This window comes from Mesorhizobium sp. P2_F7 (genome assembly GCF_056403695.1).
The window spans coordinates 54,683-81,034 of the sequence record NZ_JBFUFA010000017.1 but is presented as its reverse complement, the minus strand read 5'-3'; the positions used below and the strand labels follow the sequence as shown (position 1 = coordinate 81,034).

Annotated in this window: 20 protein-coding genes and 1 tRNA gene; 9 read left to right on the top strand and 12 right to left on the bottom strand. The window is 63.4% G+C overall.

Features of this window, described 5'->3' with window-relative positions:
• Window positions 1-163 precede the first annotated feature (163 nt).
• Window positions 164-1,060 carry an HpcH/HpaI aldolase/citrate lyase family protein gene (locus tag AC1DZ8_RS31180; protein ID WP_477311213.1) on the top strand — a complete coding sequence of 299 codons (897 nt, stop codon included), beginning with the start codon at window positions 164-166 and terminating at the stop codon, window positions 1,058-1,060.
• 64 nt (window positions 1,061-1,124) lie between these two features.
• Complete coding sequence (locus AC1DZ8_RS31175; RefSeq protein WP_023699283.1) at window positions 1,125-1,331, top strand: DUF1737 domain-containing protein; 207 nt, start codon at window positions 1,125-1,127, stop codon at window positions 1,329-1,331.
• A gap of 163 nt (window positions 1,332-1,494) precedes the next feature.
• Here AC1DZ8_RS31175 and AC1DZ8_RS31170 read toward each other — a convergent pair whose 3' ends face one another.
• Window positions 1,495-1,917 (bottom strand): metallopeptidase family protein, encoded by a 423-nt coding sequence (locus tag AC1DZ8_RS31170; protein ID WP_112560156.1) that lies wholly within the window; start codon window positions 1,915-1,917, stop codon window positions 1,495-1,497.
• Between the two features lie 178 nt (window positions 1,918-2,095).
• Here AC1DZ8_RS31170 and AC1DZ8_RS31165 point away from each other — a divergent pair, with 178 nt between their 5' ends.
• The 3 genes from AC1DZ8_RS31165 to AC1DZ8_RS31155 are packed head-to-tail and all read left to right on the top strand — an operon-like array spanning window position 2,096 to window position 7,831.
• A complete protein-coding gene (locus AC1DZ8_RS31165) occupies window positions 2,096-3,136 on the top strand; it encodes an ImuA family protein (RefSeq protein WP_477402220.1) in 1,041 nt (346 codons plus the stop codon).
• Window positions 3,078-4,556 (top strand): DUF6504 family protein, encoded by a 1,479-nt coding sequence (locus tag AC1DZ8_RS31160; RefSeq protein WP_477310345.1) that lies wholly within the window; start codon window positions 3,078-3,080, stop codon window positions 4,554-4,556. The genes AC1DZ8_RS31165 and AC1DZ8_RS31160 overlap by 59 nt, the downstream gene beginning before the upstream one ends.
• Entirely contained in the window at window positions 4,553-7,831 is a 3,279-nt protein-coding gene (locus tag AC1DZ8_RS31155) for an error-prone DNA polymerase (RefSeq protein WP_477402218.1), read from the top strand. Before AC1DZ8_RS31160 ends, AC1DZ8_RS31155 begins: the two co-directional genes overlap by 4 nt.
• Window positions 7,832-8,135: 304 nt before the next feature.
• Here AC1DZ8_RS31155 and AC1DZ8_RS31150 read toward each other — a convergent pair whose 3' ends face one another.
• The 4 genes from AC1DZ8_RS31150 to AC1DZ8_RS31135 form a co-directional block, all read right to left on the bottom strand.
• The gene (locus AC1DZ8_RS31150) at window positions 8,136-8,390 is read right to left on the bottom strand and encodes a Trm112 family protein (RefSeq protein ID WP_477310349.1); all 255 of its coding nucleotides are present in this window, start codon (window positions 8,388-8,390) and stop codon (window positions 8,136-8,138) included.
• Window positions 8,391-8,420: 30 nt separating this feature from the next.
• Window positions 8,421-9,092: an LON peptidase substrate-binding domain-containing protein gene (locus AC1DZ8_RS31145; RefSeq protein WP_477310351.1), complete on the bottom strand. Its 672-nt coding sequence runs from the start codon at window positions 9,090-9,092 to the stop codon at window positions 8,421-8,423.
• Between the two features lie 237 nt (window positions 9,093-9,329).
• A complete protein-coding gene (gene trxA, locus AC1DZ8_RS31140) occupies window positions 9,330-10,325 on the bottom strand; it encodes a thioredoxin (RefSeq protein ID WP_477310353.1) in 996 nt (331 codons plus the stop codon).
• 86 nt (window positions 10,326-10,411) lie between these two features.
• Window positions 10,412-10,909 (bottom strand): prolyl-tRNA synthetase associated domain-containing protein, encoded by a 498-nt coding sequence (locus AC1DZ8_RS31135; RefSeq protein ID WP_477402216.1) that lies wholly within the window; start codon window positions 10,907-10,909, stop codon window positions 10,412-10,414.
• 211 nt (window positions 10,910-11,120) lie between these two features.
• Between AC1DZ8_RS31135 and AC1DZ8_RS31130 the strand changes: the two genes are divergently transcribed.
• Window positions 11,121-11,195 (top strand) — tRNA-Gly (locus AC1DZ8_RS31130).
• Window positions 11,196-11,744: 549 nt separating this feature from the next.
• Complete coding sequence (locus AC1DZ8_RS31125; RefSeq protein WP_477310357.1) at window positions 11,745-13,913, top strand: SAM-dependent methyltransferase; 2,169 nt, start codon at window positions 11,745-11,747, stop codon at window positions 13,911-13,913.
• A 13-nt stretch (window positions 13,914-13,926) separates the two neighbouring features.
• Here AC1DZ8_RS31125 and AC1DZ8_RS31120 read toward each other — a convergent pair whose 3' ends face one another.
• Together AC1DZ8_RS31120 and AC1DZ8_RS31115 are read right to left on the bottom strand one after the other, a co-directional pair.
• Complete coding sequence (locus AC1DZ8_RS31120) at window positions 13,927-14,607, bottom strand: peroxiredoxin-like family protein (protein ID WP_477310359.1); 681 nt, start codon at window positions 14,605-14,607, stop codon at window positions 13,927-13,929.
• Window positions 14,608-14,626: 19 nt separating this feature from the next.
• The gene (locus AC1DZ8_RS31115) at window positions 14,627-17,905 is read right to left on the bottom strand and encodes an adenylate/guanylate cyclase domain-containing protein (RefSeq protein ID WP_477310361.1); all 3,279 of its coding nucleotides are present in this window, start codon (window positions 17,903-17,905) and stop codon (window positions 14,627-14,629) included.
• Between the two features lie 309 nt (window positions 17,906-18,214).
• Between AC1DZ8_RS31115 and AC1DZ8_RS31110 the strand changes: the two genes are divergently transcribed.
• Window positions 18,215-19,987: an adenylate/guanylate cyclase domain-containing protein gene (locus AC1DZ8_RS31110; protein WP_477402213.1), complete on the top strand. Its 1,773-nt coding sequence runs from the start codon at window positions 18,215-18,217 to the stop codon at window positions 19,985-19,987.
• Window positions 19,988-20,003: 16 nt separating this feature from the next.
• Here AC1DZ8_RS31110 and AC1DZ8_RS31105 read toward each other — a convergent pair whose 3' ends face one another.
• The 3 genes from AC1DZ8_RS31105 to AC1DZ8_RS31095 all read right to left on the bottom strand — a co-directional run bounded on the left by AC1DZ8_RS31105 (window position 20,004) and on the right by AC1DZ8_RS31095 (window position 22,800).
• On the bottom strand, window positions 20,004-21,383 hold the full coding sequence (locus AC1DZ8_RS31105; RefSeq protein ID WP_477402211.1) for a hypothetical protein: 1,380 nt from the start codon (window positions 21,381-21,383) through the stop codon (window positions 20,004-20,006).
• A complete protein-coding gene (locus AC1DZ8_RS31100) occupies window positions 21,383-21,901 on the bottom strand; it encodes a GNAT family N-acetyltransferase (protein WP_477402209.1) in 519 nt (172 codons plus the stop codon). Before AC1DZ8_RS31100 ends, AC1DZ8_RS31105 begins: the two co-directional genes overlap by 1 nt.
• Before the next feature lie 74 nt (window positions 21,902-21,975).
• Window positions 21,976-22,800 carry a hypothetical protein gene (locus AC1DZ8_RS31095; protein ID WP_477309310.1) on the bottom strand — a complete coding sequence of 275 codons (825 nt, stop codon included), beginning with the start codon at window positions 22,798-22,800 and terminating at the stop codon, window positions 21,976-21,978.
• Window positions 22,801-23,005: 205 nt separating this feature from the next.
• On the opposite strand from AC1DZ8_RS31095, the gene AC1DZ8_RS31090 reads away from it, so the two are divergent.
• Window positions 23,006-24,421, top strand: a complete 1,416-nt coding sequence (locus AC1DZ8_RS31090) for a DUF5939 domain-containing protein (protein ID WP_477309311.1) — start codon at window positions 23,006-23,008, stop codon at window positions 24,419-24,421.
• Between the two features lie 115 nt (window positions 24,422-24,536).
• Here AC1DZ8_RS31090 and AC1DZ8_RS31085 read toward each other — a convergent pair whose 3' ends face one another.
• Window positions 24,537-25,016, bottom strand: a complete 480-nt coding sequence (locus tag AC1DZ8_RS31085) for a class I SAM-dependent methyltransferase (RefSeq protein WP_477309312.1) — start codon at window positions 25,014-25,016, stop codon at window positions 24,537-24,539.
• Window positions 25,017-25,163: 147 nt separating this feature from the next.
• Window positions 25,164-26,345 (bottom strand): ABC transporter permease, encoded by a 1,182-nt coding sequence (locus AC1DZ8_RS31080; protein ID WP_477309334.1) that lies wholly within the window; start codon window positions 26,343-26,345, stop codon window positions 25,164-25,166.
• Window positions 26,346-26,352: the final 7 nt, after the last annotated feature.

Below are 26,352 nucleotides of genomic sequence, written 5' to 3'. Positions count from 1 at the left end.
CTCGACACCTCTCCCCCGATCGACGGGGGAGAGGAAGGGCCCCCCTTTCGCAACGGCGGAGGAGGACGGCAGGCAAAGGGGCAGCGCGAGCTTTCGCGGTTGGCTCGTATCAGGTGCCGGTCGGGCGCTTGCCTCCACCAACCACACGCGGCATAGATCGGCCATGACAAGCGAACCCTACCGCCCGCGCCGTTCGGTGCTCTACGTCCCGGCCTCCAACGACAAGGCGCTGGTCAAGATCGCGCAGCTTGCCTGCGATTCCATGATCATCGACCTCGAAGACGCCGTCGCGCCCGCTGACAAGATCGCCGCGCGGGAGAAACTGGCCGGTATTTTCGCTCGCCGGCCAGTTGCCAACCACTATGGGCGCCGTTGCGAGATGATCGTGCGCGTCAACGCACTGTCCAGCGAATGGGGCGCCGACGATTTGCTGGCCGCGGCGAAATTCGAGCCCGACGGCATCCTGTTGTCCAAGGTCGCCACGCCGCGCGACATCCTTGAAGTCGGCGATGTGCTCGACGACAATTTTGCCCCCGACAGCATGAAACTATGGGCGATGATCGAGACGCCGAAAGCCATGCTCAACATCGGCGCCATCGCCGAACTCGGCCGCGACCCGGCCTCGCGCCTCAATTGTTTCGTTGCCGGAACGAACGATCTGGTCAAGGAGACCGGCGTTCTGGCGACGCCCGACCGGCGCTACCTCGTGCCGTGGTTGATGCAGATGGTGCTGGCGGCGCGCGCCGGCGGCATCGACATGCTCGACGGCGTCTCCAACGATTTTCGCGACCCTGATGCTTTTGCGCGCGAGTGCACGGAGGCCGCCGCCATGGGGTTCGACGGCAAGACGCTGATCCATCCGGCCCAGATCGACGCCGCAAACCGCGCCTTTGCGCCCGGATCCGAGGCATTGGCCGAGGCGCGCGCGGTGAAAGATGCCTTCGCCTTGCCGGAAAATGCCGGCAAGGGCGTGATTGCGCTGAACGGCCGAATGGTCGAGCGGCTGCATCTGGCGCAGGCCGAAAAACTGCTGGCGAAGGCGGCCGCCATCAGCGCATGATTGGCTAAGCCGGCTTCGGAAAGATCACGCCCGACAACACAGAATTCACGACAGGACCTGACCCATGAGACTTTACCGCTTTTTATCCGCCCCCGACGATTCCACCTTTTGCCACAAGGTGACGGCGGCGCTGAACAAGGGCTGGCACCTCTATGGCTCGCCGACCTACGCCTACGACAAGAAGACCAAGTCGATGCGCTGCGGCCAGTCGGTGGTGAAGGACATCGACGGCCAGGAATACGGGCCGGATACCAAGCTGAGCGACTGGTAGGCTTGCAAGCACCGACGCAGGCTGTGTCGAGATTCAGGTCAGGCCGAGCCGAGAATGGCTGATGATACCGAGAACGGGGCGGAGCGTACTTTTGGGTACGTGAGCACCGGAAGCGCAGGAGGCTGCCGTTCGCAGGCCGGCCTCACCTGAATATCGGCACAACCTACTCGGCCGCCTCTTCGATCTTCTCCATATCATCGTCCGACAGGCCGAAATGGTGGCCTATCTCGTGGATCAGCACGTGGGTGACGATGTCGCCCAGCGTCTCTTCGTTCTCGGCCCAGTAGTCGAGGATGGCGCGGCGGTAGAGCGTGATGCGGTTCGGGCCCTCGCCGGTCTGCGGGTTCCAGCGTTCGGCGATCCCGCGGCCTTCGAACAGGCCAAGCAGGTCGAACGGCGTTTCCAGCGACAGATCGTCCATGATCTCGTCGGTTGGGAACTCGGCAATCACGATGACGATCTCGCCGGTCAGCTTGCGAAAATCGTCCGGCAGATGTGCGTACGCCTCCAGCGCCAGAAACTCCATTTCCTCGATCGAGGGCGAGAGTTCGTCGTGCCAGGTGCGGGTCTTGTAGATGCGGGCCATGCTTTGTCCTTTGATCCCGGCATATAGGCTTTCGCACCGGACTCGGCAATGAAGCGGCAATTCCATGACGTCAATGACCATAGAGGAATAAATTCCTTCTGACTCCGCTTGACTCTTGGGGCACCCTCTGGAATCTATAGGAACATAACAGGAACAATTGTGCGAGAAATTGACCGTCATGGCGACTTCAGCCGTGGCGCGGGAGACTGTTTTTGCCCTGCGCCGCCAGATCGCGAAGATCGAGGGAACGCTGCCCGAGCGCATGGCCGCGCCGGCCAGCGAGCGGCTTCGCGCGGGTGCTGACGGCTATGTCGGCGCGCCCGACCTCGATGTCGCTCCGGATGTCACCATCATCCGGCGTGGCCTTGCCGTGGCTTCGCCGGATGCCTTCCTGCCCACCGGCATAGAGCGCCTCGATGCAGCGCTGAGCGGCGGCCTGCCGAAAGCCGCGCTTAGCGAAATCCATGGCCTCGAGACCCGCAATGCCGGGGCTGTCGCCGGCTTTGTGCTGTCGCTGGTCAGCCTGATCCTCAAAGGACAGAACCTGCCCGTGCTGTGGATCGGCACGTCGGAGATTTTTCGCGAGGCCGGCTTTCCCTATGCCAGGGGATTGCAGGACATGTTCGGCATCGCGCCGGAGCAATTGCTGTTTTCCGAGGCGCCGAAACTCACCGATGCGCTGTGGGTGGCCGAGGAGGCCGCCAAGATGACCGCGCTCGCCGCTGTCATCCTCGAAATCCGCGGCAGCCCGCAGCGGCTCGACCTCACCGCAACGCGCCGGCTGCACGCCCGCGCCCAGAACGCCGGCCGGCCGGTGTTCCTGCTGCGCCAGGCCGGCGAGGCCGAACCGACCGCCGCCCCGGTGCGCCTCATCGTGTCGGCCGCGCCGGCGGCAAGCCGCCGGACCATTGCCGGCCCGCTCGCCGGCTCGATCGGCCGCCCCGCCTTCACCGTCAGCATCGGCAAGAGCCGCACCGCTCTGCCCGGACAATTCACACTGGAGTGGAACCCCGATGAACACCGTTTCGAAGAAAGACGGCCGCGCGAAGAACGGCCAGAGAATTCTGTCGCTGTGGTTTCCGCATCTCGGGGCAGAGCGGATCCTGCGCCAGCGCCTGGGACGGTCGTGGCGTTCCCGGCCGTCGGATCATTTGCCTTTGGTGATCAGCCATCGCGACCGCAACGCCCAGCGCATATCGGCCCTCGACGAGCGGGCTGAGGCGCTGCATCTGAAACGCGGCATGGGCATCGCCGACGCGCGCGCCATGCATCCCTCGATCGACATTGTCGAGGCCGATCCGGAGGCCGACCGACGACTGCTCGAAGGCCTCGCCGACTGGTGCGACCGCTACACGCCGCTGGTGGCGCTTGACGGCGCCGACGGGCTTTACCTCGACGTCACCGGCTGCACGCATCTGTTCGGCGGCGAACGCGCCATGCTGGACGATATTCTTGCGCGCTTTCTCCAGCAGGGTTTCGATGTCCGCGCCGGGCTGGCCGCAACGCCGGGCGCGGCCTGGGCGGCGGCGCGCTTTTGCGGCGACCGCATCGTTCCCTCCGGCGAGGAGGAAGCGCTGCTTGCCCCTTTGCCGCTGGCCGCTTTGCGCATCGAGCCGGATATCCGCGCCAGCCTGGAAAGTGTTGGCCTGCGCACCGCGGGCGCGGTCATGGCCGCACCGCGCGCGCCGCTCGCCCGCCGCTTCGGCGCCAGCTTGCTGTTGCGTCTCGACCAGGCGCTCGGCCGCCTCGACGAGGCGGTATCGCCGCGCCTCCCCGTGGCGCCGCTTTCGGTCGAGCGCCACCTTGCCGAGCCGGTCGTGCTGACCGCCGAGATCGAGCGGCTGGTGGAAATGCTGGCGATAACGCTGAAGGTCGACCTCGAGCGCCGCGGCGAAGGCGCCAGGATGCTGGCCCTGCTGTTGTTTCGCGTCGACGGCGCCGTCAGCCGCATCGCTGTCGGCACGTCACGGCCCTTACGCGAGCCGAAGCTGATCCAGCGCCTGTTCCACGAGCGGCTGGCCGCGCTCGAACAGGACATCGATGCCGGCTACGGTTTCGACCTGGTGCGGCTTTCGGTGCTGGCGGCTGCCGCCTTCGACATGCAGCAGGCCGATTTGACCGGCGAAACCGAGGATGACGGCGCCGACATCGCGCTGTTTGCCGACCGCATCCGCGCCCGGCTCGGCGACAATGCTGTGCTGAAAGCGGTCGCCGTCGAAAGCCATCTGCCGGAGCGCGCCGTCGCCACCATTCCTTTCTCCGAGGCGCCGCAACGAACCACACCGCCGAAAAAGCCCGACCGGAAAGACGCGCCGCCGGCAACCATCTTCCCGCCGGAGCGGCCGATCCGGTTGTTCCGTTCGCCCGAGCCGATCGAGGTGCCGGCGACCGAAATGCCGGAGGGGCCGCCGATGAATTTCCGCTGGCGCCGCGCGCTTTATCGGGTCACGCGTGTGGAGGGGCCCGAACGCATCGCCGCCGAATGGTGGCATGAAGCCGTCAGTGATCCGGTCACCTCCACCCGCGACTATTTCCGCATCGAGGATGCCGACGGCCGCCGCTACTGGCTCTACCGGCAAGGCCTCTACGGCAATCCGCAAGTGCCGCCGCGCTGGTTCATGCATGGGGTGTTCGCATGAACGCGCTCACCGTCATCCCCTATGCCGAGTTCGGCATCCAGTCGAACTTCTCCTTCCTGCGTGGCGCCTCCAAACCGGAGGAGCTGGTGGTGGCCGCCAAGCTGATGGGATTCTCGGCGATAGGGCTTGCCGACCGCAACACGGTCGCCGGCGTGGTCCGCGCATGGCAGCAGGCGAAGGCCGAAACATTCTCCTATCACCCCGGCTGTCGCCTGGTGTTCGGCGACGGCACGCCGGACATTCTCGCCTATCCGCAGGACCGCAGAGGCTGGGGGCATCTGTGCCGCATGTTGACCCAGGCCAACCTGCGCGAAGACACGGAAAAGGGCGCGACCCTGCTGGAACGCAGCGACCTTTTCGAATGGGGAGATCTGATGTCGCTGGCGGTCGTGCCCGACCTGACGGCGGACGCGCAGGATGGTCTCGCTTTGCTTCGCCAGCTCAGGGATCGTTTCGGAAGAAATCTCCGCCTGGCCGTTTCGCCTGACTATGCCGGCAATGACCGGTTCAGGATCGAGCAGGCGGCAGCCATGGCGGAAGCAGCCGGCATTCCGTTGATGGCGACCAACGATGTGCTCTACCACACAGTGGAGCGGCGCCCTTTGCAGGATGTGCTCACCGCGATCCGCCTCAACACACCTGTCGCCGAAGTCGGGCTACAACTGGCAGCCAATGCCGAGCGCCACCTAAAACCGCCGCTGGAGATGGCACGGCTGTTTCGCCGCCATCCGCAGGCGCTGGCCGAAACGCTGCGGTTTGCGCAGGAGCTGACCTTCTCGCTGAGTGACCTCCAGTACAATTACCCGGACGAGCCGACATTATCAGGTCTAGAACCGCAGGCCGAGTTGGAAAGGCTGGCACGAGAGGGCGCCGTGAGACGCTATCCGGCGGGTGTGCCTGAATCCGTGATCAAGCGCATCGAGGAAGAGCTCGCTCTGATCGAGCGCCTCAACTACGCTCGTTACTTCCTGACGGTTCACGACATCGTCCAGTTCGCTCGCAGCAAGGATATTCTCTGCCAGGGCCGCGGTTCGGCCGCCAATTCGGTCGTCTGCTTCTGCATCGGCATCACCGAGGTGGGACCAGAAAAAATCGATTCGCTTTTCGAGCGCTTCATTTCCGAGGAAAGGAACGAGCCACCCGACATCGATGTCGATTTCGAGCATGAAAAGCGTGAAACCGTCATGCAGTACATCTACGAGAAATACAGCGGCAAGCGCACGGCACTTGCCGCTGCCGTCATCAGCTATCGCGGCCGATCGGCGCTGCGCGAAGTATCGAAGGCCATGGGTCTGTCGGAGGACGTCAGGGCGGCCCTTTCCAGCTCGATCTGGGGCTGGTCAACGTCGGAGCTTGGCGAGAAGGAAGCAAGGGCCGGCGGTCTCGACCGCACCGACCCGGTGTCTCGGCATGTGATCGACCTTGCCAATGAAATCATGGGCTTCCCCCGCCATCTGACGCAGCATGTCGGCGGCTTCGTCATCACCAAGGATCGGCTCGATGAGATCGTGCCCATCGTCAAGACAGCGATGGACCAGCGCAAAATGGTCGAGTGGGATAAGGACGATCTCGACTCGGTGAAGATCCTGAAGGTGGATGTGCTGGCGCTCGGCATGCTGACCTGTCTCCAGCGCGCCTTCAGTCTGCTTACTGACCACTACCCGAAGGCCCGGGACCCATATGGACAACCCTATGTGTTGGCTACCCTGCCGGCAGAGGACAGGCAGGTCTACAAGATGATCTGCAGGGCAGACACGCTTGGCGTCTTCCAGATCGAGTCACGCGCGCAGATGTCGATGCTGCCGCGTCTCAAGCCAGAGAAATTTTATGACCTCGTAATTGAGGTGGCGATCGTACGCCCCGGCCCGATCCAAGGCGATATGGTCCATCCCTATCTGCGCCGTCGGCAAGGCAAGGAAGCGGCTGAGTACCAAAAGCCGGAGCTGGAAGCGATCCTCGGCAAGACGTTGGGCGTCCCGCTGTTTCAGGAACAGGCGATGAATATCGCTATCGTCGCTGGCGGCTTCAAACCGGGCGAGGCTGACGAACTGCGCCGCGCCATGGCCACCTTCAAGCGCACCGGCACCATCGGCAATTATCGCCAGCGCATGATCGTCGGCATGGTTGGCAATGGCTACACGGAAGAGTTTGCCATACGCTGCTTCAAGCAGATCGAGGGCTTTGGCGAATATGGCTTTCCTGAAAGCCATGCCGCTTCCTTCGCGCTGCTCGTCTATGCCTCCTGCTGGTTCAAGACCTTTTATCCCGACGTGTTCTGCGCCGCGATCCTGAATTCGCAGCCGATGGGGTTTTACCAGCCGGCGCAGCTGGTGCGCGACGCGCTCGACCATGGCGTTGGCATTCGCGAGGTCGACGTCAATTTCTCCGTCTGGGACTGCACCCTTGAGGAAGATGAGTTCGATCCGGGCCGCATCCTGCCGCGCCATGCCGAAATGCGCGGCGTCATCAAAACCCAGTATGCAGTCCGGCTTGGCTTCCGCCAGATCAAGGGTCTGGCGGAGAAGCGTATGGAGGCTTTCGTCGCGCGGCGCGGTGCCGGCTATTCAAGCGTCAGGGATGTCTGGCTGCGTTCGGGCCTCGATGTCGACGATATCGAAAGGCTGGCGCAGGCCGATGCTTTCCGCTCGCTCGGCCTTGACCGTCGTGAAGCCTTATGGGCGGTGCGCGCGCTGGACGGCAAGAGTGCGGCCGAAAAACTGCCGCTGTTCGACCAGCCGGCGATCCGGCTGCGCGAGCTTGAACCCGAAACGAAACTGCCGACAATGCCGCTCGGCGAACATGTCATCCACGATTACCGCGCGCTCGGCCTGTCCTTGAAGGCGCATCCGGTCGCCTTCCTGCGCGAGCGGCTCGGCCGCGCCGGCGTCATCCCCAATGCCAACCTTGGCTCGGTTCGCGACGGCAGGCGGGTCTCCGTCGCAGGCCTGGTGCTGGTGCGCCAGCGCCCCGGCAAGGGCAATGCGATCTTCCTGACGCTGGAGGACGACAAGGCCGTCGCCAATGTCATTTTCTGGGAGAGAACCTTTACCCGCTTCCGCCCCATCGTCATGGGCGCGCGCTTCGTCAAGGTCACCGGCAAGTTGCAGTCGGAATCCGATGTCATCCACATCGTCGCCGAGAAGATCGAGGATTTGACGCCCTGGCTGGCGGTGCTGCTGGAAGAGATGACGCCGGCCGTGCCGGTCCGGCCCGACATTGCGGCGCTGTCGGACAAGGCCGAGAGGGTCATGCCCAAGGGAAGGAATTTTCAGTAGGGCGCTTTCTCACCCTTCGAGATTAGCCGAGACACCCATCGCTTCGTCATCCTGGGGCGGAGCAAGGAGCGAAGCGACGCGGCGCAGACCCCGGGATCCATGCCATGACGTTAAGGCGTTGAAACGGTGCAGAATTCTGCTCCGTGGCACCCTTCGATCAAGGTCACGGCATGGATCCTAGGTCTCCGCGACGCCGCTTTGCGGCTGCTCCGCCCTCGGATGACGAAGGGAGTAGCGTTTCGGCCAATCTCCAAGGTCTGCGATGTCCCCCCCCAAAAAGGAGCGATCACGGGCTACCTGCCGATCAGCGGCCAGCCTGCGCCGGCCCACTCAGCCGCGGCGGCGACAACACATCTTCCGCCGAAATGCTCCGCGCCTCCGAGGGCAGCATGATCGGGATGCCGTCGCGTACGGGATAGGCGAGCTTGGCAACCCGCGAGATCAGCTCGCCGCGTTCCGGATCCCAGGCCAGCGGCCTCTTGGTCAGCGGGCAGGCCAGCAGCTCCAGCAGTTTTGGATCGACACTGGCCGTCTTGCTATCACGTCCGTCCGCAGCCATCGGATCCCCTTTCAGCCACCGGCTCAGCCTTTACTGCAAACTCGAGCCAAAATCCTCATTCTCGCGCGCCAGCGCCATTTCGGTGATGGCGATCAGCGTTTCCGCGCGTGCCCTAAGGTCGGGCGCTTCCAGCAGCGCCTGTTTCTCGGCCGGGCCGTAGGGCGCCATCATCGACAGCGCGTTGACCAGCATGGCGTTTTCAGCGCGGCTGACGCTTTCCCAGTCGGCCTCGAGCTCATTGGCCTGCAGATAGGCGCGAAACGCTTTAAGCAGCGCCGGCCGGTCGACCTCGCTCGCCGCCTGGTCTTCGCTGAGGTCGGTGAGGAACGGCGCCAGCTTGCATTGCCGGAACGGCGTCTTCACCGACAGCTCATGCGTGATGCGGAACCGGCACACACCCTGCAGCGAAATCAGATAGCGGCCGTCGCCGCTCTCGGCCATCGAGATGATGCGCCCGGCGCAGCCGACATTGCACAGTTCGGGCTCACCATCGGCACGCAGCGCGCCGTCAAGGCTGGGCTGGATGATGCCGATCAGCCGCGAGCCGGCGATAGCCTCATCCACCATCTGCAGATAGCGCAGCTCGAAAATGTTGAGTGGCATGCGGCCGCCCGGCAGCAGCAGCGCGCCGGCAAGCGGAAACACCGGGATGGTCGCCGGCAGATCCTTGCCGACCCGGTAATGTGCGTTTCCGACCTGCACTTAAGTCCTCCGATCGCTTCGTCGGCATACGGCCTGCCGCAGCCCGGCATCGTTGTATCGGCCTAATCTGGCGCAGCCGCCGCGGGCCGCAAGGCCCCACAGCCGCTCCACCAACAATTTCGCCGGCGAACACCTATTTGTTGGTGCATGATCTCTGGACAAAACGTTTCCCGTTTTGTCCGAGAAACCCGGTTCCCCACTTTTCGCTAGCGCGGTCCTTCGGTTCGGGATCATGCACTAAGAAAATAGCAGCGACGACAATTTCCGCCGTGCCGCCAGTGTCGCCTCGTCGGTCATCCCCCACGCCTCGAACAGCTTCAACAGCTGCGCCCTGGCGCCGTCTTCGTTCCACGTGCGGTCCGCCTTGATGATGGCCAGCAGATTGTCGGCCGCCGCATGGCGATCGCCTCGCGCATTCTGGACCATGGCAAGATCGAAACGCGCCTGATGGTCGCCGGGATTGGCGGCCAGGCGCTGCTCGAACTCGGCCGGATTGCCAAGCGCTGCCGCTTCCGCAGCCAGCGTCATCTTGGCGCGCAGCGCGGCAAGTGCGGGCGCATCCTTCTTGGCCTCGGGTGCTGTTGCCAGCAGCGCCTCGGCGCCTTGTGCGTCGCCGGCCTCGAACAGAAGCTCGCCCAGCCCGGCGATCGCCTCGATCGTTTCCGGCGCCTGCGCCAGTATGGCGTCATAGATGTCGGCTGCGGTCTGCGCATCGCCCGCCGCATGCGCTTCGGCTGCCGCGGCCAGCGCTTCGGCGACCGGCGGCGCGCCATTGCCCTTGCCACCGACCTTGGTGATGAATTCGCCGATCTGGCTCTCGGGGATGGCGCCCATGAAACCGTCGACCGGTTGGCCGTCCTTGAAGGCGATGACCGCCGGGATCGACTGGATGCCGAGCTGGCCGGCGATCGAGGGATGATCGTCGATGTTCATCTTGACCAGCTTGACCTTGCCGCCGGCGGCCTTGACCGCCTTTTCCAGCTGCGGTGTGAGCTGCTTGCAGGGGCCGCACCACGGCGCCCAGAAATCGACCAGCACCGGCTGTTTGCGCGATTCCTGGATGACGTCGGCGGCAAAAGCAGCCGTCGTGGTATCCTTGATCAGATCGGCGGCGGCTGGTGCGGCGCCCAATGCCGGCTTGGCGGGCTCGGCGCCGCCATACTGCACGGAGGTGGTGTACTGGCCGGAATTGCCGCCGAATTGGCCGCCAAACGGATTGTTGTTGTCGCTCATGTCGTCGCCCTTCCGGTCGCGCCCCTCGCCAGCGGAGCAGGCGCGACATCCATGCTAGAGGTCAGTTTTCGCCATCCATGTGGCGATCAAGCCGAGACTTTCAAGATAGCAGCATCGTGTCCGGTTGCCTCGACGAATCTGATGAGGTCGGCGGATGCGATCGAGGTCGTCGCCTCATTGGTCAGCGGATGTGCATTGATGACGTCGTGCGCCATCAGATCCTGGTCAAGCACCACCTTGACCCGTCTTTCGGTGTCGTTGATCAGCCCGAACACCGTTACCGCGCCCGGAATGACGCCGAGCAGCTCCATCAGCATCTCCGGTTTGCCGAAGGAGACCCGGCTGGCGGCGCCGATGATCGTGTGGATCTGCTTCAGGTCGACGGCTGCATCCTCGCCTACGCTGACCAGGAAGAAATTGTCCTTCTTGTCCTTGAGGAACAGGTTTTTCGTGTGGCCGCCTGAAATCTCGCCGCGCAGCGACTGCGAATCGGCGACCGTGTAGAGCGGCGGATGGCGCACGGTCGACACCGCTATGCCGAGGTCGGCAAGAAAGGCGAAAAGCTCGGCTTCGGTCTTCGGCATTGGTGGTCTTCCCTTATCTTGGCGCGGGGCAAAGCCGTTTACGGCCAATGATGCCGCCTAGACAAGACCGTCATGCGGGAAGTCAGCCGCCAGCGTTGCCGACGAGGTTCGGCCAGGCAATTTGCCGCGACCAAAAAGCCCGTCATTTCCCTGTTGCAATCGCCGCGCTCTTCAGCCATATAGGCCCGGCTTGCGGCCCAAGGCCGTGTGAGCGGGTGTAGCTCAGGGGTAGAGCACAACCTTGCCAAGGTTGGGGTCGAGCGTTCGAATCGCTTCACCCGCTCCAAATCTTCTTTAGATTTGAAAAGCAAAAAGGGCCCGGGAAACCGGGCCTTTTTGCTGTCTGGCGCCGGGGAGCGCCAAGGGGAACAGCGCCTCGGCTCGCAAGACGATTCCTGCCGCCAATTCTACCCAACGTATTCGTATGTTATATTTTGAATGTAGGGGCGCTTTCCCTTGGGAATTGCGCAAAACAAAGAGGTATCGGCAGCATATCGGGGGCCTCCACGTCGCCCCGTCTTGGGCGGCGTCATGCATTCAAGGTCCTGGTTCGTCGGTCGCTTCTTGGTTGTCGTCGCCATTTGCTCCCCCGCGCGTTCGGGTTTAATGAGTGAATCGTCCACCGGGCTTCCGAGGGGCCGTAAGGCGCGCTTTCGACGGAACTCAGCAGGACAGAGCGTTCCGCTCCCCGGGCGCTGGACAATCATTTTCTGGCTGAACAGGTTACGGCTTGCTACGAGACGTGTCGTGGACTCAATGGCTTGCCACGGGTTTGGGGCTTGCCAAGGTTTTGGTCGAGCGTTCGAATCGCTTCACCAGGCGCGGGTAAGACGGCGTGGCGCATAATCCCTCCAGTTCGACGAACGGCGGCACCGCTGCCGAAGCACGCGCGTGGCTCGCGCTGCGGAACACCGCGTCGGATTGCGGCTCAGGTTTGCGCTCGATCGACCTACAGCCCCTGCGCGCGCTCCCGGCAGGACGCAAGTGGGCGGGTGAGACCGCCAGGGTGATCGTCGATGGCCTTGTGGCAGGAAGCCTGTCGGCGCCGGCGCAATTGGCTGCCGGATGGGACAGGTTCGGCGGCGCCATCACCCAGTTGATCATCGAACTCGGCAAGATCTGGGACAATCCCGGCGCGGCTCGCCGCATCCAGTATCAGCTGGAGCAGATGCTTCTCGACGCCGACGATCTTGCCGCGCCGCGCATTCTGGCGCGGACGCTTGGAATTCGCGTCGACGCTCGCAACCCGGCCGCAACCGAACTGCCCGAAGGCATCGATCGGATCTACGCCCACCTGACGGTCGATGGCCGGATCGAAGCCGTCGCGCAGTTCGGTGTGCTCGGGACTGTGACAAGGGATCATTGGATTGAATTGATCCAGACTATCGTGCCGGCTGGGCGGCTTGGCCTTGCAGCCGAGGCATTGTCGACCAGTGCGGAAGGCCGCTCCGATCCTCACAGCCACTTCGGCAAACTCGCGCAATTGGCGGCGGAAGCGCAGGAGCTGGTTCGCTCGAGCGCCGAACCCGCACAGCCTCCCTCAGCGCCGCGCCGGTCACGGACCGCGGACAGGAATGATCGCACGGCGTTCTGGAACAGCTATTTCGCGACCGAGGATCCCTGGAACTACAGTTCGCTCTATGAGCAGGAAAAATATGAGCGGCAGCTCGAGATCCTGCCTACCGGTCCCATCGGCCGGGCGCTTGAGCTCGCCTGTGCGGAGGGCCATTTCACGCGGCAGCTGGCGCCGCGCGTGGGCCATCTGACCGCAACCGACATCTCCGCCATAGCCATCGAGCGGGCTCGTGCTCGATGCAGCGATCAGCCGAACATTGCGTTCGGTGTACTGGATTTCGCCGCCCACACGTTGCCGGGTGAGATGGATCTGATCTTCTGTTCGGAGGTGCTCTACTATCTGGACGATCTCGCCGAGTTGCGGCGAATCGCCAAGAAATTCGCTGCGGCGCTGGCGCCTGGCGGCAGTTTCATCAGCGCACACGCATTCGTGCTGCGTGACAATGTCGAAAAGACGGGCTTCGACTGGAACACATTCGGTGCCCAAGCGATCTCCGAGACGCTGGCAGCGACCGAAAGCCTCGTGCTCGAGCAATCGATTCAGACCGAGCTCTACCGCATAGACCGCTTCCGCCGCCTGTCGCCGGACGAAGTGGCGACCGAACCGGTGATCGATCATGTGCCGATCCGCGCGCCCATCGACATCGGGGTGGCGCGAAATATCGTCTGGGGCGGGGCGCGGGCCCTGCGCCGCGACGTCGCGCGCAGCGAGCGACGCCAACGCATCCCTGTTCTCATGTATCACGGCGTCGCCGATGAAGGTCCGTCCGCGCTCGCCCGGTTTCGGCTGACGCCCGCCGCATTCGCCAGCCAGATGGCATGGCTGCGCGCCAATGGCTTTCACGCGATCGGGTCCAAGCAGCTGGAAGGGTTCATCGCCAACCGTCAGCCTTTCGCGGGCCGTCCGGTGCTCATCACTTTCGATGACGGCTTCCAGAACTTTGCCGACCATGCCTGGCCGATCTTGCGTGCCAACGACCTGACGGCGGAAGTGTTTCTGGTGACGGACCTGGTGGGGGAAACGGCGCGATGGGACGCCTACAACGGTCCGCCGGCGCAGCTTATGGACGCCGGGACGGTCCGACGCCTCGCCACCGAAGGCGCATTCTTCGGCAGCCATATGGCCACGCATCGCGCCATCGATGGTCTGTCGAGCGCTGGCCTGGCCGCCGAACTGCTGCGCTCTCGTCTGTTCATCGAACGGTGGACCGGCCGGCCAACCACCGCGTTCGCGGCGCCCTTTTCTGTCACCGACCGGCGACTCGGCCGGCTGGCAAGGGAGTGCGGCTATCGAGTGGGCTTCGGCCGCAAACACGGGCCGGCGGACCTCGATGGCGATCCCATCGACCTTCCGCGCATCGAAATTCGCGGCGACCGCTCGCTCGATGACTTTGTTGCCACTGTCGAGGCCGTGCTCGATGAACGCTGAACGTGTCAGGTCATTATTGGGCGACCTGGGACACGGCTGACATCAGCTCCTTCGGGTTTGGCGCGCCAAACATGTATCGCCCACCCTCCGGGACCTCGGTGAAGCTCCAGCGGACAATCCCCTGCCGGTCGAGCAGGAACTGACCGACCAGTTGTCCATGTCCCGTTGCCATCATCTGTTCGTCGGCTTCGGTCAGTTCGTAATTGTCCTTCTTGTCGAGGATTGCGCCGGCCGTCATAGGATCCATGGGACCGGGCAATTCGCCAGGTATGTCGACCCGCATATCCTTTGCCACTGCCATCGCGACCTTGTAGGGCCAGTTCGTCTCGTTCTCGGTGAATTCGAGATTGGGCAGCCCAAAAGCACGATGTGAAGCGCGTTCCGGGTCCGAGGCCGCCAGCAGGTTAGGCATCGGATGGTAGCGGAAATAGAGGCGCGCCCGTTCGATCGGCGTGTTGACCACCGTCAGGCTCTCCACGCCCCTTTCGCGAAGCTCCGGATCGAGCCGCGCCTGGGCGGCGATGTGGCGCCGGCAAAACGCACAATGCAGACCTCGAAACAGGCCGACCAGCACCGGCTTTTGGCCGCGAAAGTCGTCAAGCGCGATCTTGCCTTCCTGGGTAATGGCGTCGAGGACCACGTTCGGCGCACGGTCGCCCGGCTGAAGCGGCAACAAGTCAACACGCGCGGACATTTCCAACCTCCAACCCCGGCTAGTCGAGAAACGGCAGCACCACAAGCCCTTCCGGGTCGAGCCCGTGCTGGGCGCATATGCCCTGCGCCAGGGAAAAGTAGCGTTCGGCCTCGGCCAGATTGTCGAGGTCGAGATTAAGCGTTGCGAGGCCATCATAGCACGGAAACAAGAGTTGGGGCTCGCCCGTTTCGCGGGCGACGTCCAGCGCTTCGTGGAACAGGCCGACCGCCAGTTCCGGACGGCCGTTGCACTGGTGGATCTGCCCAAGCACGATCAACGGCACCGGCAGGTGCTCGCGCTGGTCGAGCGCCCGGTCGATCTCGATGGCCTTCTCGGCAGCAGGCACGCCCTCCGTTGGACAGCGATCCGTGAAAGTACAACAAGCCACGGCCAGATTGGCGAGGAGGCGCGCCTGGAAACCCAAATCGCCAATACGGCGTGCCACTTCAAGACCGCGCCGGCAGACCTCCATCGCCCGGGCCGGATCGATGGTCGTGTAAAGCACGCCGAGATTGGTGTAGCCCCGGCAGGCCGCGCCCAGCAGGCCGGCGGCTTCGGCCAGTTCAATGCTGCGCTCAACCTCCCGCACGGCTTCATGGTTTCGGCCAAGGCGAGCCAGCGCAACGGCCTTGGTATTGAGTGCCTCGGAGGTCACAAGAGTGGCATCCTCGGAGACAGTTGTCAGAGTGCTCAGGCAATCCAGCGCCGCGTCCGCCCATTTTGCCGCGAGCGCGTGATCTCCGCTGCGGAACGCCTGTCGGCCACGTTCTTGCCAAAGATGCGCCTGCTCGATCGGGGCATCCGCTCCATCAAGGAGCGCTGCCGCCTCAACATAGCGGGATTCTGCGTCGTCCCGCTTGCCCACGTCCCACAGCAGCCGGCCAATCTTGCGCAAAACGCGCGCCGAGGCGACACGATCGGCTGACTCGCGGTAGGCCTGCAACACCGTCTCGTAGTGGCGGTGCGCGATCTCGCGGCGGCCTGCCGAGCCGCTCAAATCGGCAATGCGCTCTGCAATAGCCAGTTTGAGCGGTATTTGCCCGATCGCGCCCAACGCAGCCAGTGCTCGCTCGTAGAAACGAAGGGCGTCGTCATTGGCGTATATCATGCGCGCGCGATCGCCTGCCGCCTGCAGGTAATGCGCGCCCTTCTCCCGCTCGGCGCTCTGTGCGAAATGATGGCCGAGCACGGCCAAATCCTCGAGCCGTTCCGGCTTGTCGCCGCACAGCTTCTCCAGGGCAGCACCAACCCGGCCGTGGATATCGGTCCGGCGTTGCAGGAGCAGATTCTGGTAGATCACGTCCTGCAGCAATGTTTGCGTAAAGCGGTAGCTTTGCGACGAAACCGAGCCCGATCCGGCAACTTCCTCGATGATTTCAGAATCGCAAAGCAGCTCGCAGCCGGCTTCCAGTCGGCTGGGGTCGGCCGTCACGGTCTTCAGAAGCATGGCATCGAAGCGCGGGCCGATTACCGCGGCTTCCTGGGCCAGCCGGCGCACCTCCTGGGGCAGCCGGTCGACGCGAGCGAGCAACATTGCCTGGATCGTGGCGGGGATGCCGGTTGCGCCTTCGCCTGCCACGGTCCTCCATTGCTGACCCTCGCGCACCAGTACACCGCGATCGATAAGGCCGCGAACGATCTCCTCGATAAAAAGCGGGTTACCGCCCGCGCGCTCGAGGATCTGGTCGAGAAGCCCTCCCGCGGCGTTTACCCAGCTCTCGCTGAAAAGCGCCGCCACCAGGCTGCGTCCGTCATCGCTGTTGAGCGGCGAAAGCCGAAGCGCTGTGTGGCTGACCCGGCTTGAGTCGAGCTGGTCGTTGTCCGGCGCCGGACGATGCGTGACCAGCAGCATCAGCCGCGTGCGCTCCAGCCTGTCCATGACGAAACGCAGTGCCTCGAGCGACACGGCGTCGGCCCAGTGAAGGTCTTCGACGACAATCAACAGCGGCGACAACGCAAGCCGCCGTTCGATGATGGTGCGGACTGCGTAGAGAATTTGCCGCCGCAGTTGCTCGGGCTCGACATGCTGCAAGGTGGCGTCGGGGTCGCCAAGGCCAAGCACATGGTAGAGCAAAGGCATCAGCCGCTTCGCCTCGTCGCCCTGCAGGCCGAGATCGGCAAGCAAGGCCGCGAGCTTGCCCCGCATTTCGTCCCCATTGTCGCTTTGCATCATCCCGGCAGCGCTGCGAACCACTGCGCCCAGCGCGCCGAATGACTGTTCGCCCAGCGGTGAGCACGTGGCCTGCCGCACCGCGACGTTGCGAAAACGATCGTCGTCGCCGACACGGGCGACGAACTCCTTCACCAGCCGCGATTTGCCGATACCGGCTTCGCCGACGAGGCGGACAAGCTGGGCCGAGCCGCCGCACGCCAGGTCAAGGCTCGCCAGCATTCTGTTGAGCTCCGCATCCCGGCCTATTACCGGCGCACTGAGGCCGAGCGCCTCAAGCCCACGCGCTGCCCGCGGCGCGGCAAGCGGTGCATCCAGTCGATGGACGAGCACACTGCCGGCCTTGCCGCGAAGCACGACGTCGCCTAGCGAGTCGTAAGAGAAGGCATGCCGGGTCAGCCTGTGCGTGAGCTCGCCCACCAGCACCTCACCAGGGGCGGCCAGCGATTGCAGGCGTTGCGCCGTATTCACCGTGTCGCCGGTCACCGAATAGGATTTGGCGGTGCCGAAACCCAATCCGCCGGTAACGACCGGACCGGTGTTTATGCCGATGTGAAGCAACAGAGGCGCACCGGAATGGGCGGCGCTTTGACCGAGCCGAGCCATCCGGGCGATCATGTCGAGAGCGGCGCGAAGCGCGCGTTCCGGATCGTCCTCATGCGCGACCGGCGCACCGAACAAGGCGAGCAATGCATCGCCGATGAACTTGTCGACGAAACCGCCAAAGTTTCGCACGGCCGCCGTCAATTCCTTGAACAATTCGTTCTGCAGCGCTTGCATGACTTCGGGGTCAAGCTGCTCGCTGAGTGTCGTGAAGCCGCAGAGGTCGGCGAACAGGACCGTTACCGTCCGTCGATCGGCGTCAGAGACGGGATGCGGCCCTTCTTCGCTTTCGATGTTTGGCAACGGAGCCTGGGAAGGCGGCATAATGGTCCGGCTTAGTGCCGGAGCAGGCCGTTCGGCGGCTTTTGCGGACGCACCGACGCTTGCCCCGCATTTCGGACAGAACTTGAAATCAGGTTCGCAGGCGTAGCCGCAGCTGGCGCACGGCACGGGCTGGCGCCTGCCACACTTCGGACAGAAGGCGTAACCGCCCTCGATCTCGAAACCGCAGCCCGAGCAGTCCATGGACACCTCACCCGAGCATGATGCCGAAAAGTGTGAAGCGGTTTTCTCGGACAAACGGGAACCGTTTGTCCAGACATCATGCTCAATCTCTTTGCCCTGGGGCCATGATGGCGTGATCCGCCATGCATTTCACGGCCTGGGTATGCACAAGGATGAACCGATAGCCGTCAACCGGCAAGCGGCGGTGCAAATGGGGCATCCGTGTGCGTTCGGCGGCCGAGCGCTGCCAATACGGGCGGCTGGCCGTCGTCTGCAAAAATTCCCTCTCACCCCGTCTTCCTGCTATCGTGGAGATGAGGAGGCGGACCCATGAGCGAGAACCGTAAGCTGGCCGCAATCCTGGCCGCAGATGTGGTCGGATACAGCCGGCTCGCGAGTGCGGATGAAGATCGTACCTTGGCGAGGTTGCGGGCACTGCGCAGCGACCTGATCGATCCAACCATCGCGGTGCACAACGGGCGGGTGATCAAGCGCACCGGGGATGGGGCGCTGGTTGAGTTCCGCAGTGTGGTGGATGCCGTGCGCTGCGCCGTTGAGGTTCAGAACGGCATGGCTGAGCGCAATGCCGGCGTGCCGCAGGACCGCCGCATCGAGTTCAGGATCGGCATCCATCTGGGCGATGTGGTCGAAGAAAGCGACGGCGACCTGATGGGCGACGGCGTCAACATCGCCTCGCGTCTGGAGGGCGTCGCTGCGCCCGGCGCCATCTGCCTGTCGGAGGATGCCTATCGCCAGGTCAAGGCGAGGCTCGACCTCTCGGTCAGCGATCTCGGCAGCACGCAGCTCAAGAACATCGCCGAGCCGATCCGGGTCTACTCGCTGCAAGTCGGCAGCGCCGGGACCAAGGCGTCCGCGACCCCGGTAACCGACACGAGCCGACCGGCTGCGGCAGCGCCGCCGAAGCTGTCGATAGCCGTGCTGCCGTTCGCCAACATGAGCGGTGACGCCGAACAGGACTACTTCGCCGACGGCATCTCTGAAGACATCATCACGGCGCTGTCCAAACTGTCGCAGCTCTTCGTCATTGCACGCAATTCGTCGTTCACCTTCAAGGGCAAGAACGTCCATGTGCAGGACGTCAGCACGAAGCTCGGCGTGCGGCATGTGCTTGAGGGCAGCGTACGCAAGTCGGGCAACAGGGTGCGCATCACCGCGCAGCTCATCGATGCAACCACGGGCGGCCATCTTTGGGCGGAGCGGTTCGATCGCGACCTGACCGACATATTCGCCGTGCAGGACGACGTGACGCAGCAGATCGTCGGTGCGCTGGCGCTCAACCTGACCGAGGATGCCCGTCAGCGGCTGGCGCCCGAGCGCCCGCGCAACACGGAGGCGTATGACTATTTCCTGCGCGGCCGGGAGCTGTGGCACCGGCTGACGAAGGAGGCGAACACCGCGGCCCGCGACCTCTTGCAACGTGCCACCGAACTGGACCCGAACTTTGCCTCTGCCTACGCTTTCCTTGGCCTCACGCACGGCATCGATTACCTGAACAGGTGGGGTGCGTCGCCTCCGGAATCGATGGCGCAAGCCGAAGCGGCCGCAACGCGAGCGGTAGCGCTGGATGACCAGGATCCCTGGGCGCACTGGGCGCTGGCGATAGCCAAGCTGTACACACGACAGCACGATGAGGCCATCGACGAGGTCGAGCGCGCACTGGTCCTCAATCCGAACTTCGCGGAAGCCCATGTCTGCCGCGGCGAGACGCTGTACTATTCGGGCAGACCCGAGGAGGCACTTGAGAGTTTCGCCCGGGGAAAGACCTTGAACCCCTACTTTCCGGATGTGCTTCTGCACTTCCAGGCTTTGGCGTTGTTTCAACTGGGAAGGTTCGACGAGGCCGTTGACCTCTTGCTGCAACGGCTGGCTCGCAACGCTGTCACCGACGTCTCGCGCGCGCTTCTCGCCGCCAGCTACGGCCATCTGGGCCGTTTGGAGGAGGCTCGCGCGACATGGCAGGAGGTGCTTCGCGTCAATCCCGACTTTTCGCTGGAATACCGTCGCAAGGTCTTGCCCTACAAGAACCCGGCCGATTTCGAACTCATGGTCGACGGGCTCCGCAAGGCCGGCGTGGTGCAGTGATCAGGTAGCGGCCTGCTCAGACGCCAAAGGCCCGGCCGATCTTGCGCCATCGGGCGTTTTCGCGAACCAGTTTCAGGTCCCCAGTCGTCTCGGCAAATGTCCGCAACCGGTATTGCTGAAGCAGGTCCTGGAAGAGCGCCCCTGCTGGCAGGGCGGCAAGCTGCTCGCGGACCGAGATCTTTTCATCGATGACCCGCATGCCCCAGGCATTTTCCTGAACCTGAAGCTCCGCAGCCAAATCGCGCTCGCCCAGTGCGGTTTCGTCCAGCGCATTGAGCAGGATCTGATGGAAAAGAGCGACATAGCCAATCTGTCTAAGGCCGCCCACAACCCGCACCCGCGGCAATATGGCGAGCACAAGGAACATCAGGAACAAGTTTGGCAAAAGCAGGCCGTCCAGCAGCGCCTGCCTGAGATGCTGCCGCTCGAACGGGATGGAGAGACCATGCGGCCGGTCAGGCTCGATCAGCTGCCCGTTCTCAAGGACGAGCTTGCGCGCGCGCTGTTCGCGGATGCCCCAGAAATAGGCCGTGGCATTGGGCAGGAATCTGCCGAATGGGCCTGATGCGGCCTCTTGCAGGGCACGGTCGAGACGCTGGCGCCTTGTGGGCTCCATGAGCAGCCTGGATAGCAGGCTGCCCTCATCGTCCAGATGCCGCGCCATGGCGGCAGCGGCGAGCCGATCATCGATGAAGACCGGCCGGGCCGTGCCCGAACGATCCCAATCGGCAACCAGATCCTCGTTGAGTTCTGTCAGCGCATCGGCGGCGGTTGCAAACACCTTGTCCTGGCTGGCGAGCAGTGTACCCAGCCAGCTTCTGGCATCCGTCTCATTGCCCACCGCTTGAAGCGCGCGCTTGTTGAGGGAGACGGGACCGGCCGCGCAGACGCTTTTGCGGCACAGTTTGTGCCGCCCCATGCCAAACAAATTGACCTTGTCGTCGCCGACATCGAGCCATCCCGGCCCCTCCTGGCCGACGGTCTCCATGGTCATCGTCGTTCCCATGAAGCCGACGACGGCCGATAGCCCGGTTTCGACGGCGCCGAGCCAGGCAAGCAGGAAGGCATCGAAGGTGATCCGGTCCATCAGCAGCAGGCAGTGCAGGCCGGACTGGATCACCGGCCTGTGCTCGAATTCGTCGAGGGCCTTGCCGATCTCTTCGGGCTGCATGATCGCAGCAAGGCGCTGCTGCAGAGCGTCGCGCAGAATCGAGCGGGCAGCGATCGACGGGCCCGATGCAGGCCTTGCTACCGGCCGCCACAGATGGCGGGCATAATCGGAAGCCGGTGCATTCCAGTTCTGCTCGATGTCGCGAACGACTTCCGGGCAGAGCAGCGACAGCACAGCCAGAATTTCCACCGGAGGCGTGGGGGCTGGATCAAAGGCGGCGGTCATCAGAACCGCAGCCGGGCCATGGTCAGGAGGTCGTGGTACTGGCCGTCGGTAAAACCGGCCTTCACATGCCGGCCTTCGACCTCGAAGCCGTGGCTGGTGTAGAGGCGGATGGCCGGTTCGTTGTCTGCATAGACGCTCAATTCGACCCGCTTCAGGGCGCGCCAGTTGTCGGCCACGTCGAGCAGCGCGCCCAGTATGGCAGAGCCGATGCCTTTGCCGACAAAGCCATCGTCAAGGCCGATATTGATCTCGCCTATATGCGAGCGGCGCGGCGAACCCTGTACGACCAGGCTGCCATGGCCGACCACCTTGCCGTCCAGCTCGGCAACGATCCAGGTGGTTTCCGAGCCGGACTTGGCGATGCGCCGTTCCACCTGCTCCACCATCTCGAACGGCATCCTGAGCGTGCCCCAGCGAAAGCCCGGCATGTTGAAGATAGCGCAAAGCGCCTCGGCATCGCTTGGCCGGACGGCGCGGAGCTGCGGCTGGATTTTTTCGGAGGAGGTCGTGCTGGTCATGGCGTCTCTGGCGAATGCAATCGGCACGGCACGATGCACCGGACGTCACCTGAAAATCCAGCCGTCTTTGCAGCCTAGGATGCCGATTGCGCGCTGAAATGGCGGGAGGCGGCGGTGAGTTTGAAGGCACCGCTGATGCCGATCCAGCCGAAAAGGGCGAGCCAGCACAATGTCTTCGTCGCCGCCCAGTCGATCTTGTGCACTTGGGCGTCGGTGATCACGAGGCCAAGGACGGCAAGCAGGCCAACCAGAAACTGCGCCAGGCCGAGCACCAGCAGTTCCTCGCGCGGCGCGCTTTTCCAGACGAGATAGGTGCCGCCAGCGCCGGCGAGGAAGATGGCGCTGTAGACCTGGGCGTGGAAGGGATCGACCGGCCATGGCCAGCTGCTGCTGACCACTAGGGGAAACAGCAACATGCCGACGCCATAGAGCCCGAGGATCGCCGTTTCCGCCAACATGTAGCCGCGCCATGTGGGGTTCAGGGTCACGCCTTTTGCGGAAGGACGGCCCCTGGCCCGCCACAGGAACAGCCCAGATACGGCGGCCGAGGCAAGATAGACCAGGAACCAGAGCCAGGCCGCTTTGCGGCCGAAGTTGAAATAGCCGAGATTGATCAACGAGACCGCCGACACGATGACGGTGAAGATGAAGGCCATCACGAGCACCAGCCGGCCGGGCGACCAGCGATTCCAGACCAGGAGCGCCGCCATCACCGCCATTTCGGCGGTGTAGAAGCCGCCGAGGAAGCGGGCACTGAACGGCGTGACAGGCCAGGGCCAGCGCGGCTTGACCAGTGCCGGCGCGAAAAACAGGCCGGCGCCTACGATCAGGACGATGATAACCCCTGCGGAGAAAAGGCGCAGAGCCGCCGGAAATGGCGGGTTGTCGGATCTCGGCATGGGAGAACGCCCCAAAGATGAATGCCCAATGTACCATCATAGGGCCGCTTGCGGCCGGTGAAAATCGGCGGAAGGGAAATGAACTGTCACCAGTCTCGTCTATTCGAATGGCCGTACGGCCCGTTTCGACGTAAAATGACAGACTCGGACCAAGGAGCGGTCCGGTCAACCCGCCTCGGGTGGCGCATTTTCCGGAGCCTGCACGATGAACGAAGCTCAGGATCTGTTCTCGCTTCTGCGGCAATCGACCGATGTCGATCCGCAGGCAATCGACGCGATCCGGCAAACCATCGCCGAGGGCAAGGACCGCGAACTTTGCCGCATCAACGCGCTGGCCTTCGCCAGCAAGCATGGCCTCGACGAGGAACGCGCCATCAGCGCCTTTCTCCATGCGGCGCGGGTAGGCATCTTCGACATGTCCTGGAATGTCCTGTGTCCCGGCTGTGGCGGCGTGCTCGACACCAACGCCACGCTGAAAACGATGCAGAGGGACGAATACACCTGCGCGCTGTGCTCCCAGGACTATTCGCCGACCCTCGACGAAATGGTCGAGGTGACATTCACCATCAGTCCCCGCGTGCGCAGGATTGCCGCCCACAATCCACACGAACTGCCGTTGGTGGAATACTACCGGCAGATCTACTGGGGATCCGGCGCCGATCTTCCGGAAGACGATCTGGCCAAACAGATAGAATCGTTCTCGCTGGAGGACCTCGAGCTTGCGCCCGGTGAAAAGGCGGTTCTGCACATACAGCTTCCGTCCCAATTCGTCATCGTCTTCGAGGCGGTCACCCATTCGGCGCAGTTCATCGACGTGAAGGGGGAGCCGGTGACAGAGCGACGAAACCTCTCTCTGGTCTTCGACCGCGACCATGTCCAGAACCAGACGCTGGAGATGCAACCCGGCCCGTTGCGCATTTCGCTGGAAAACAGGACCGACACCCGCGTGCTTCCGGCGGTCTTCATCGCCGGCCATGCATTGCATGATTTCCTGGGCAAGCGCCGGCCCTTCCTCACCGCCAAGCGCCTGCTCACCAACCAGACATTCCGCGATCTCTATCGCACGGATACGCTTGACATCAACCAGCGCCTGAAGATCACCAGCCTGACCTTCCTATTCACCGACTTGCGCGGATCGACCGAGCTTTACGAGCGGGTAGGCGACCTCCAGGCCTTCGATCTCGTGCGCGAGCACTTCCAGGTGCTGCACGAGATCGTTGCGGCGGAAGCAGGCGCAGTGGTGAAGACGATCGGCGATGCGGTGATGGCGACCTTCGCGACGCCAGATCGGGCGATTGCCGCGGCCCTCAGAATGCGCGATGCCATGCGTGCGCTCAACGACAAGAGCGGGCGCGAAGACCTTCTGCTCAAGATCGGCGTCCATGCCGGTCCCTGCATCGCCGTGTCCATGAACGAGCGGCAGGACTATTTCGGCCAGACGGTCAACATTGCGTCACGGGTCCAGAACCTTGCCAAGGCACAGGCGATTTTCGCCACGCGTGCGGTGGTCGAAGACAATCTCACCGCCGAGCTGTTGCACAGGAACGCGCTGACGCCCGTACCCCACGACGTATCGCTGCGCGGCATCGAGCGGGAGATGGCAGTGTATGCGATCCCTTGAAGACTTGGTCCCTACAGCAATTCCAGGAAAAGTGTGAGCGGTTTTCCCGGGAAAAGCGCGAAGCGCTTTCCCTTGGGAATTGCGTAAAAACAAAGAGATAGACCCGTCTCCACCCTCAAACGCGCCTGCAGAGAAAATAACGATCGGCGGGCTCCGAAGTCGGCGCCTGCAGGCGTTGCAGTTGGGGGTGATCGAGCGGCGTGCCGCTCACCGCGTACCCACCGACGCGGAGCATGCCCGCAATCAAATCGGGAAGCCAGGTGGCCGTCACTGCATCGCGATCGTCATAACCGGTGCCGATGTCGGCATGGACAAGAGCGGCTTCGATGCCGATGAACCTCCTCGCCGTCTCGCGTATATCGCCGAGCACGAGGTTTTCAGCTTCGGGAATTGAGCTGGTGTGTGCGCCAACTTCGCGGTCGAACACCACGATCCGGCGTCCGGGCAGGCGCTCGCGCAGATGGTGGAACGTCCGGCCATTGCCGAGCCCGAGCTCGAGCACAAGCCCCTCCATCTTCGCCACTTCGGGGCAGATTTGATTGAGAATGTCGCGCTGTGCGGTCATCCTGCTGATGAAATTATCGAGGCGACTCATATGCGATTGTATGTCCTGAACCAGCAGCCCCGATCGAGGCTTGCCGCATATAGAGGCGAATGACGAACCCTGCAACAACCGCACAGGCTGCCGACAAGGATCATATACCGGTCGAAATCGGCGGCCGGCCGCCGCGCAACTGTGGTGTCACTTGTAGGGATCCGCTGCGTCCCGCAAGCCGTCGCCGAGGAAGTTGAACGCCATGATGACGAGAATGACCGGCAGCATAGGCAAAAGCAGCCACGGATAGAACGCGATCACGCTGACGCTGCGCGCCTCGGTGAGCAGGATGCCCCAGCTGGTGATCGGCGCCCTCAGGCCGAGCCCGAGGAAGCTCAGCGCCGTCTCGCCCAGGATCATGCCGGGTATGGAGAGCGTCGCCGTCGCGATCAGATGCGACATGAAGCCGGGAATGAGATGCCGCCTGATGATGCGGCTGCTCCCGGCGCCCATCAACTGCGCCGCCAGAACGTAATCCTCCTCGCGCAAGGCCAGAAGCTTTGACCGCACGGCCCGCGCCAGTCCGGTCCAGTCGAGCAGCCCGAGGATGACGGTGATGCCGAAATAGATCAGGATCGGACTCCAGGTTATCGGCATGATCGCCGCCAGGGCCAGCCATAGCGGAATGCTGGGAATCGATTGCAGAACTTCGATTATTCGTTGAACGACCAGGTCGAAGATACCGCCGTGATAGCCGGCCAGCCCGCCGATGAAGATGCCGAGCAGGAAGCTGAAACTGATGCCGACGAGGCCGATTGTCAGTGAAATGCGTGCGCCGTAGATCATGCGCGACAGCACGTCGCGCCCCAGCCTGTCGGTACCGGCCAGAAAGAGCTGGCCGTTTTCGGCAGGGCAGACAAAATGCCTGTCACCTTCGATCAGGCCCCAGAACTGGTAACTGTCGGCCTTGCAGAAGAACCGGAGCCGCTGAACATCATCCTGTTTGTCGACGTAGTTCCGCTTGAGCGTGTCCATATCCAGCATCATCTTGCGGCCATAGACGAACGGCCCGATGAACTCGCCATTGTGGAACAGGTGCACCTGCTGCGGCGGCGCATAGATGTAGTCCATGTTGCGCGTGTGCAGATTGTAGGGCGCCAGGAACTCGCAGATCAGTATGCAGAAATAGAGCACTGCCAGGAATATGCCGGATACAAGCGCAAGCCGGTGCTTGCGGAATTTCCACCACATCAGCCGCAACTGCGACGCCTGAAAGACTTTCGACTGCTCCGGCGTCATCGCCTCGACCGACTGCAGGTCAAAGGGCGCGTTGGAAACGTAGTGTTGCAGTGGAGCACCCGGAGCGGGCAGCGGCGAATCCGGGTTCATTTGGTCG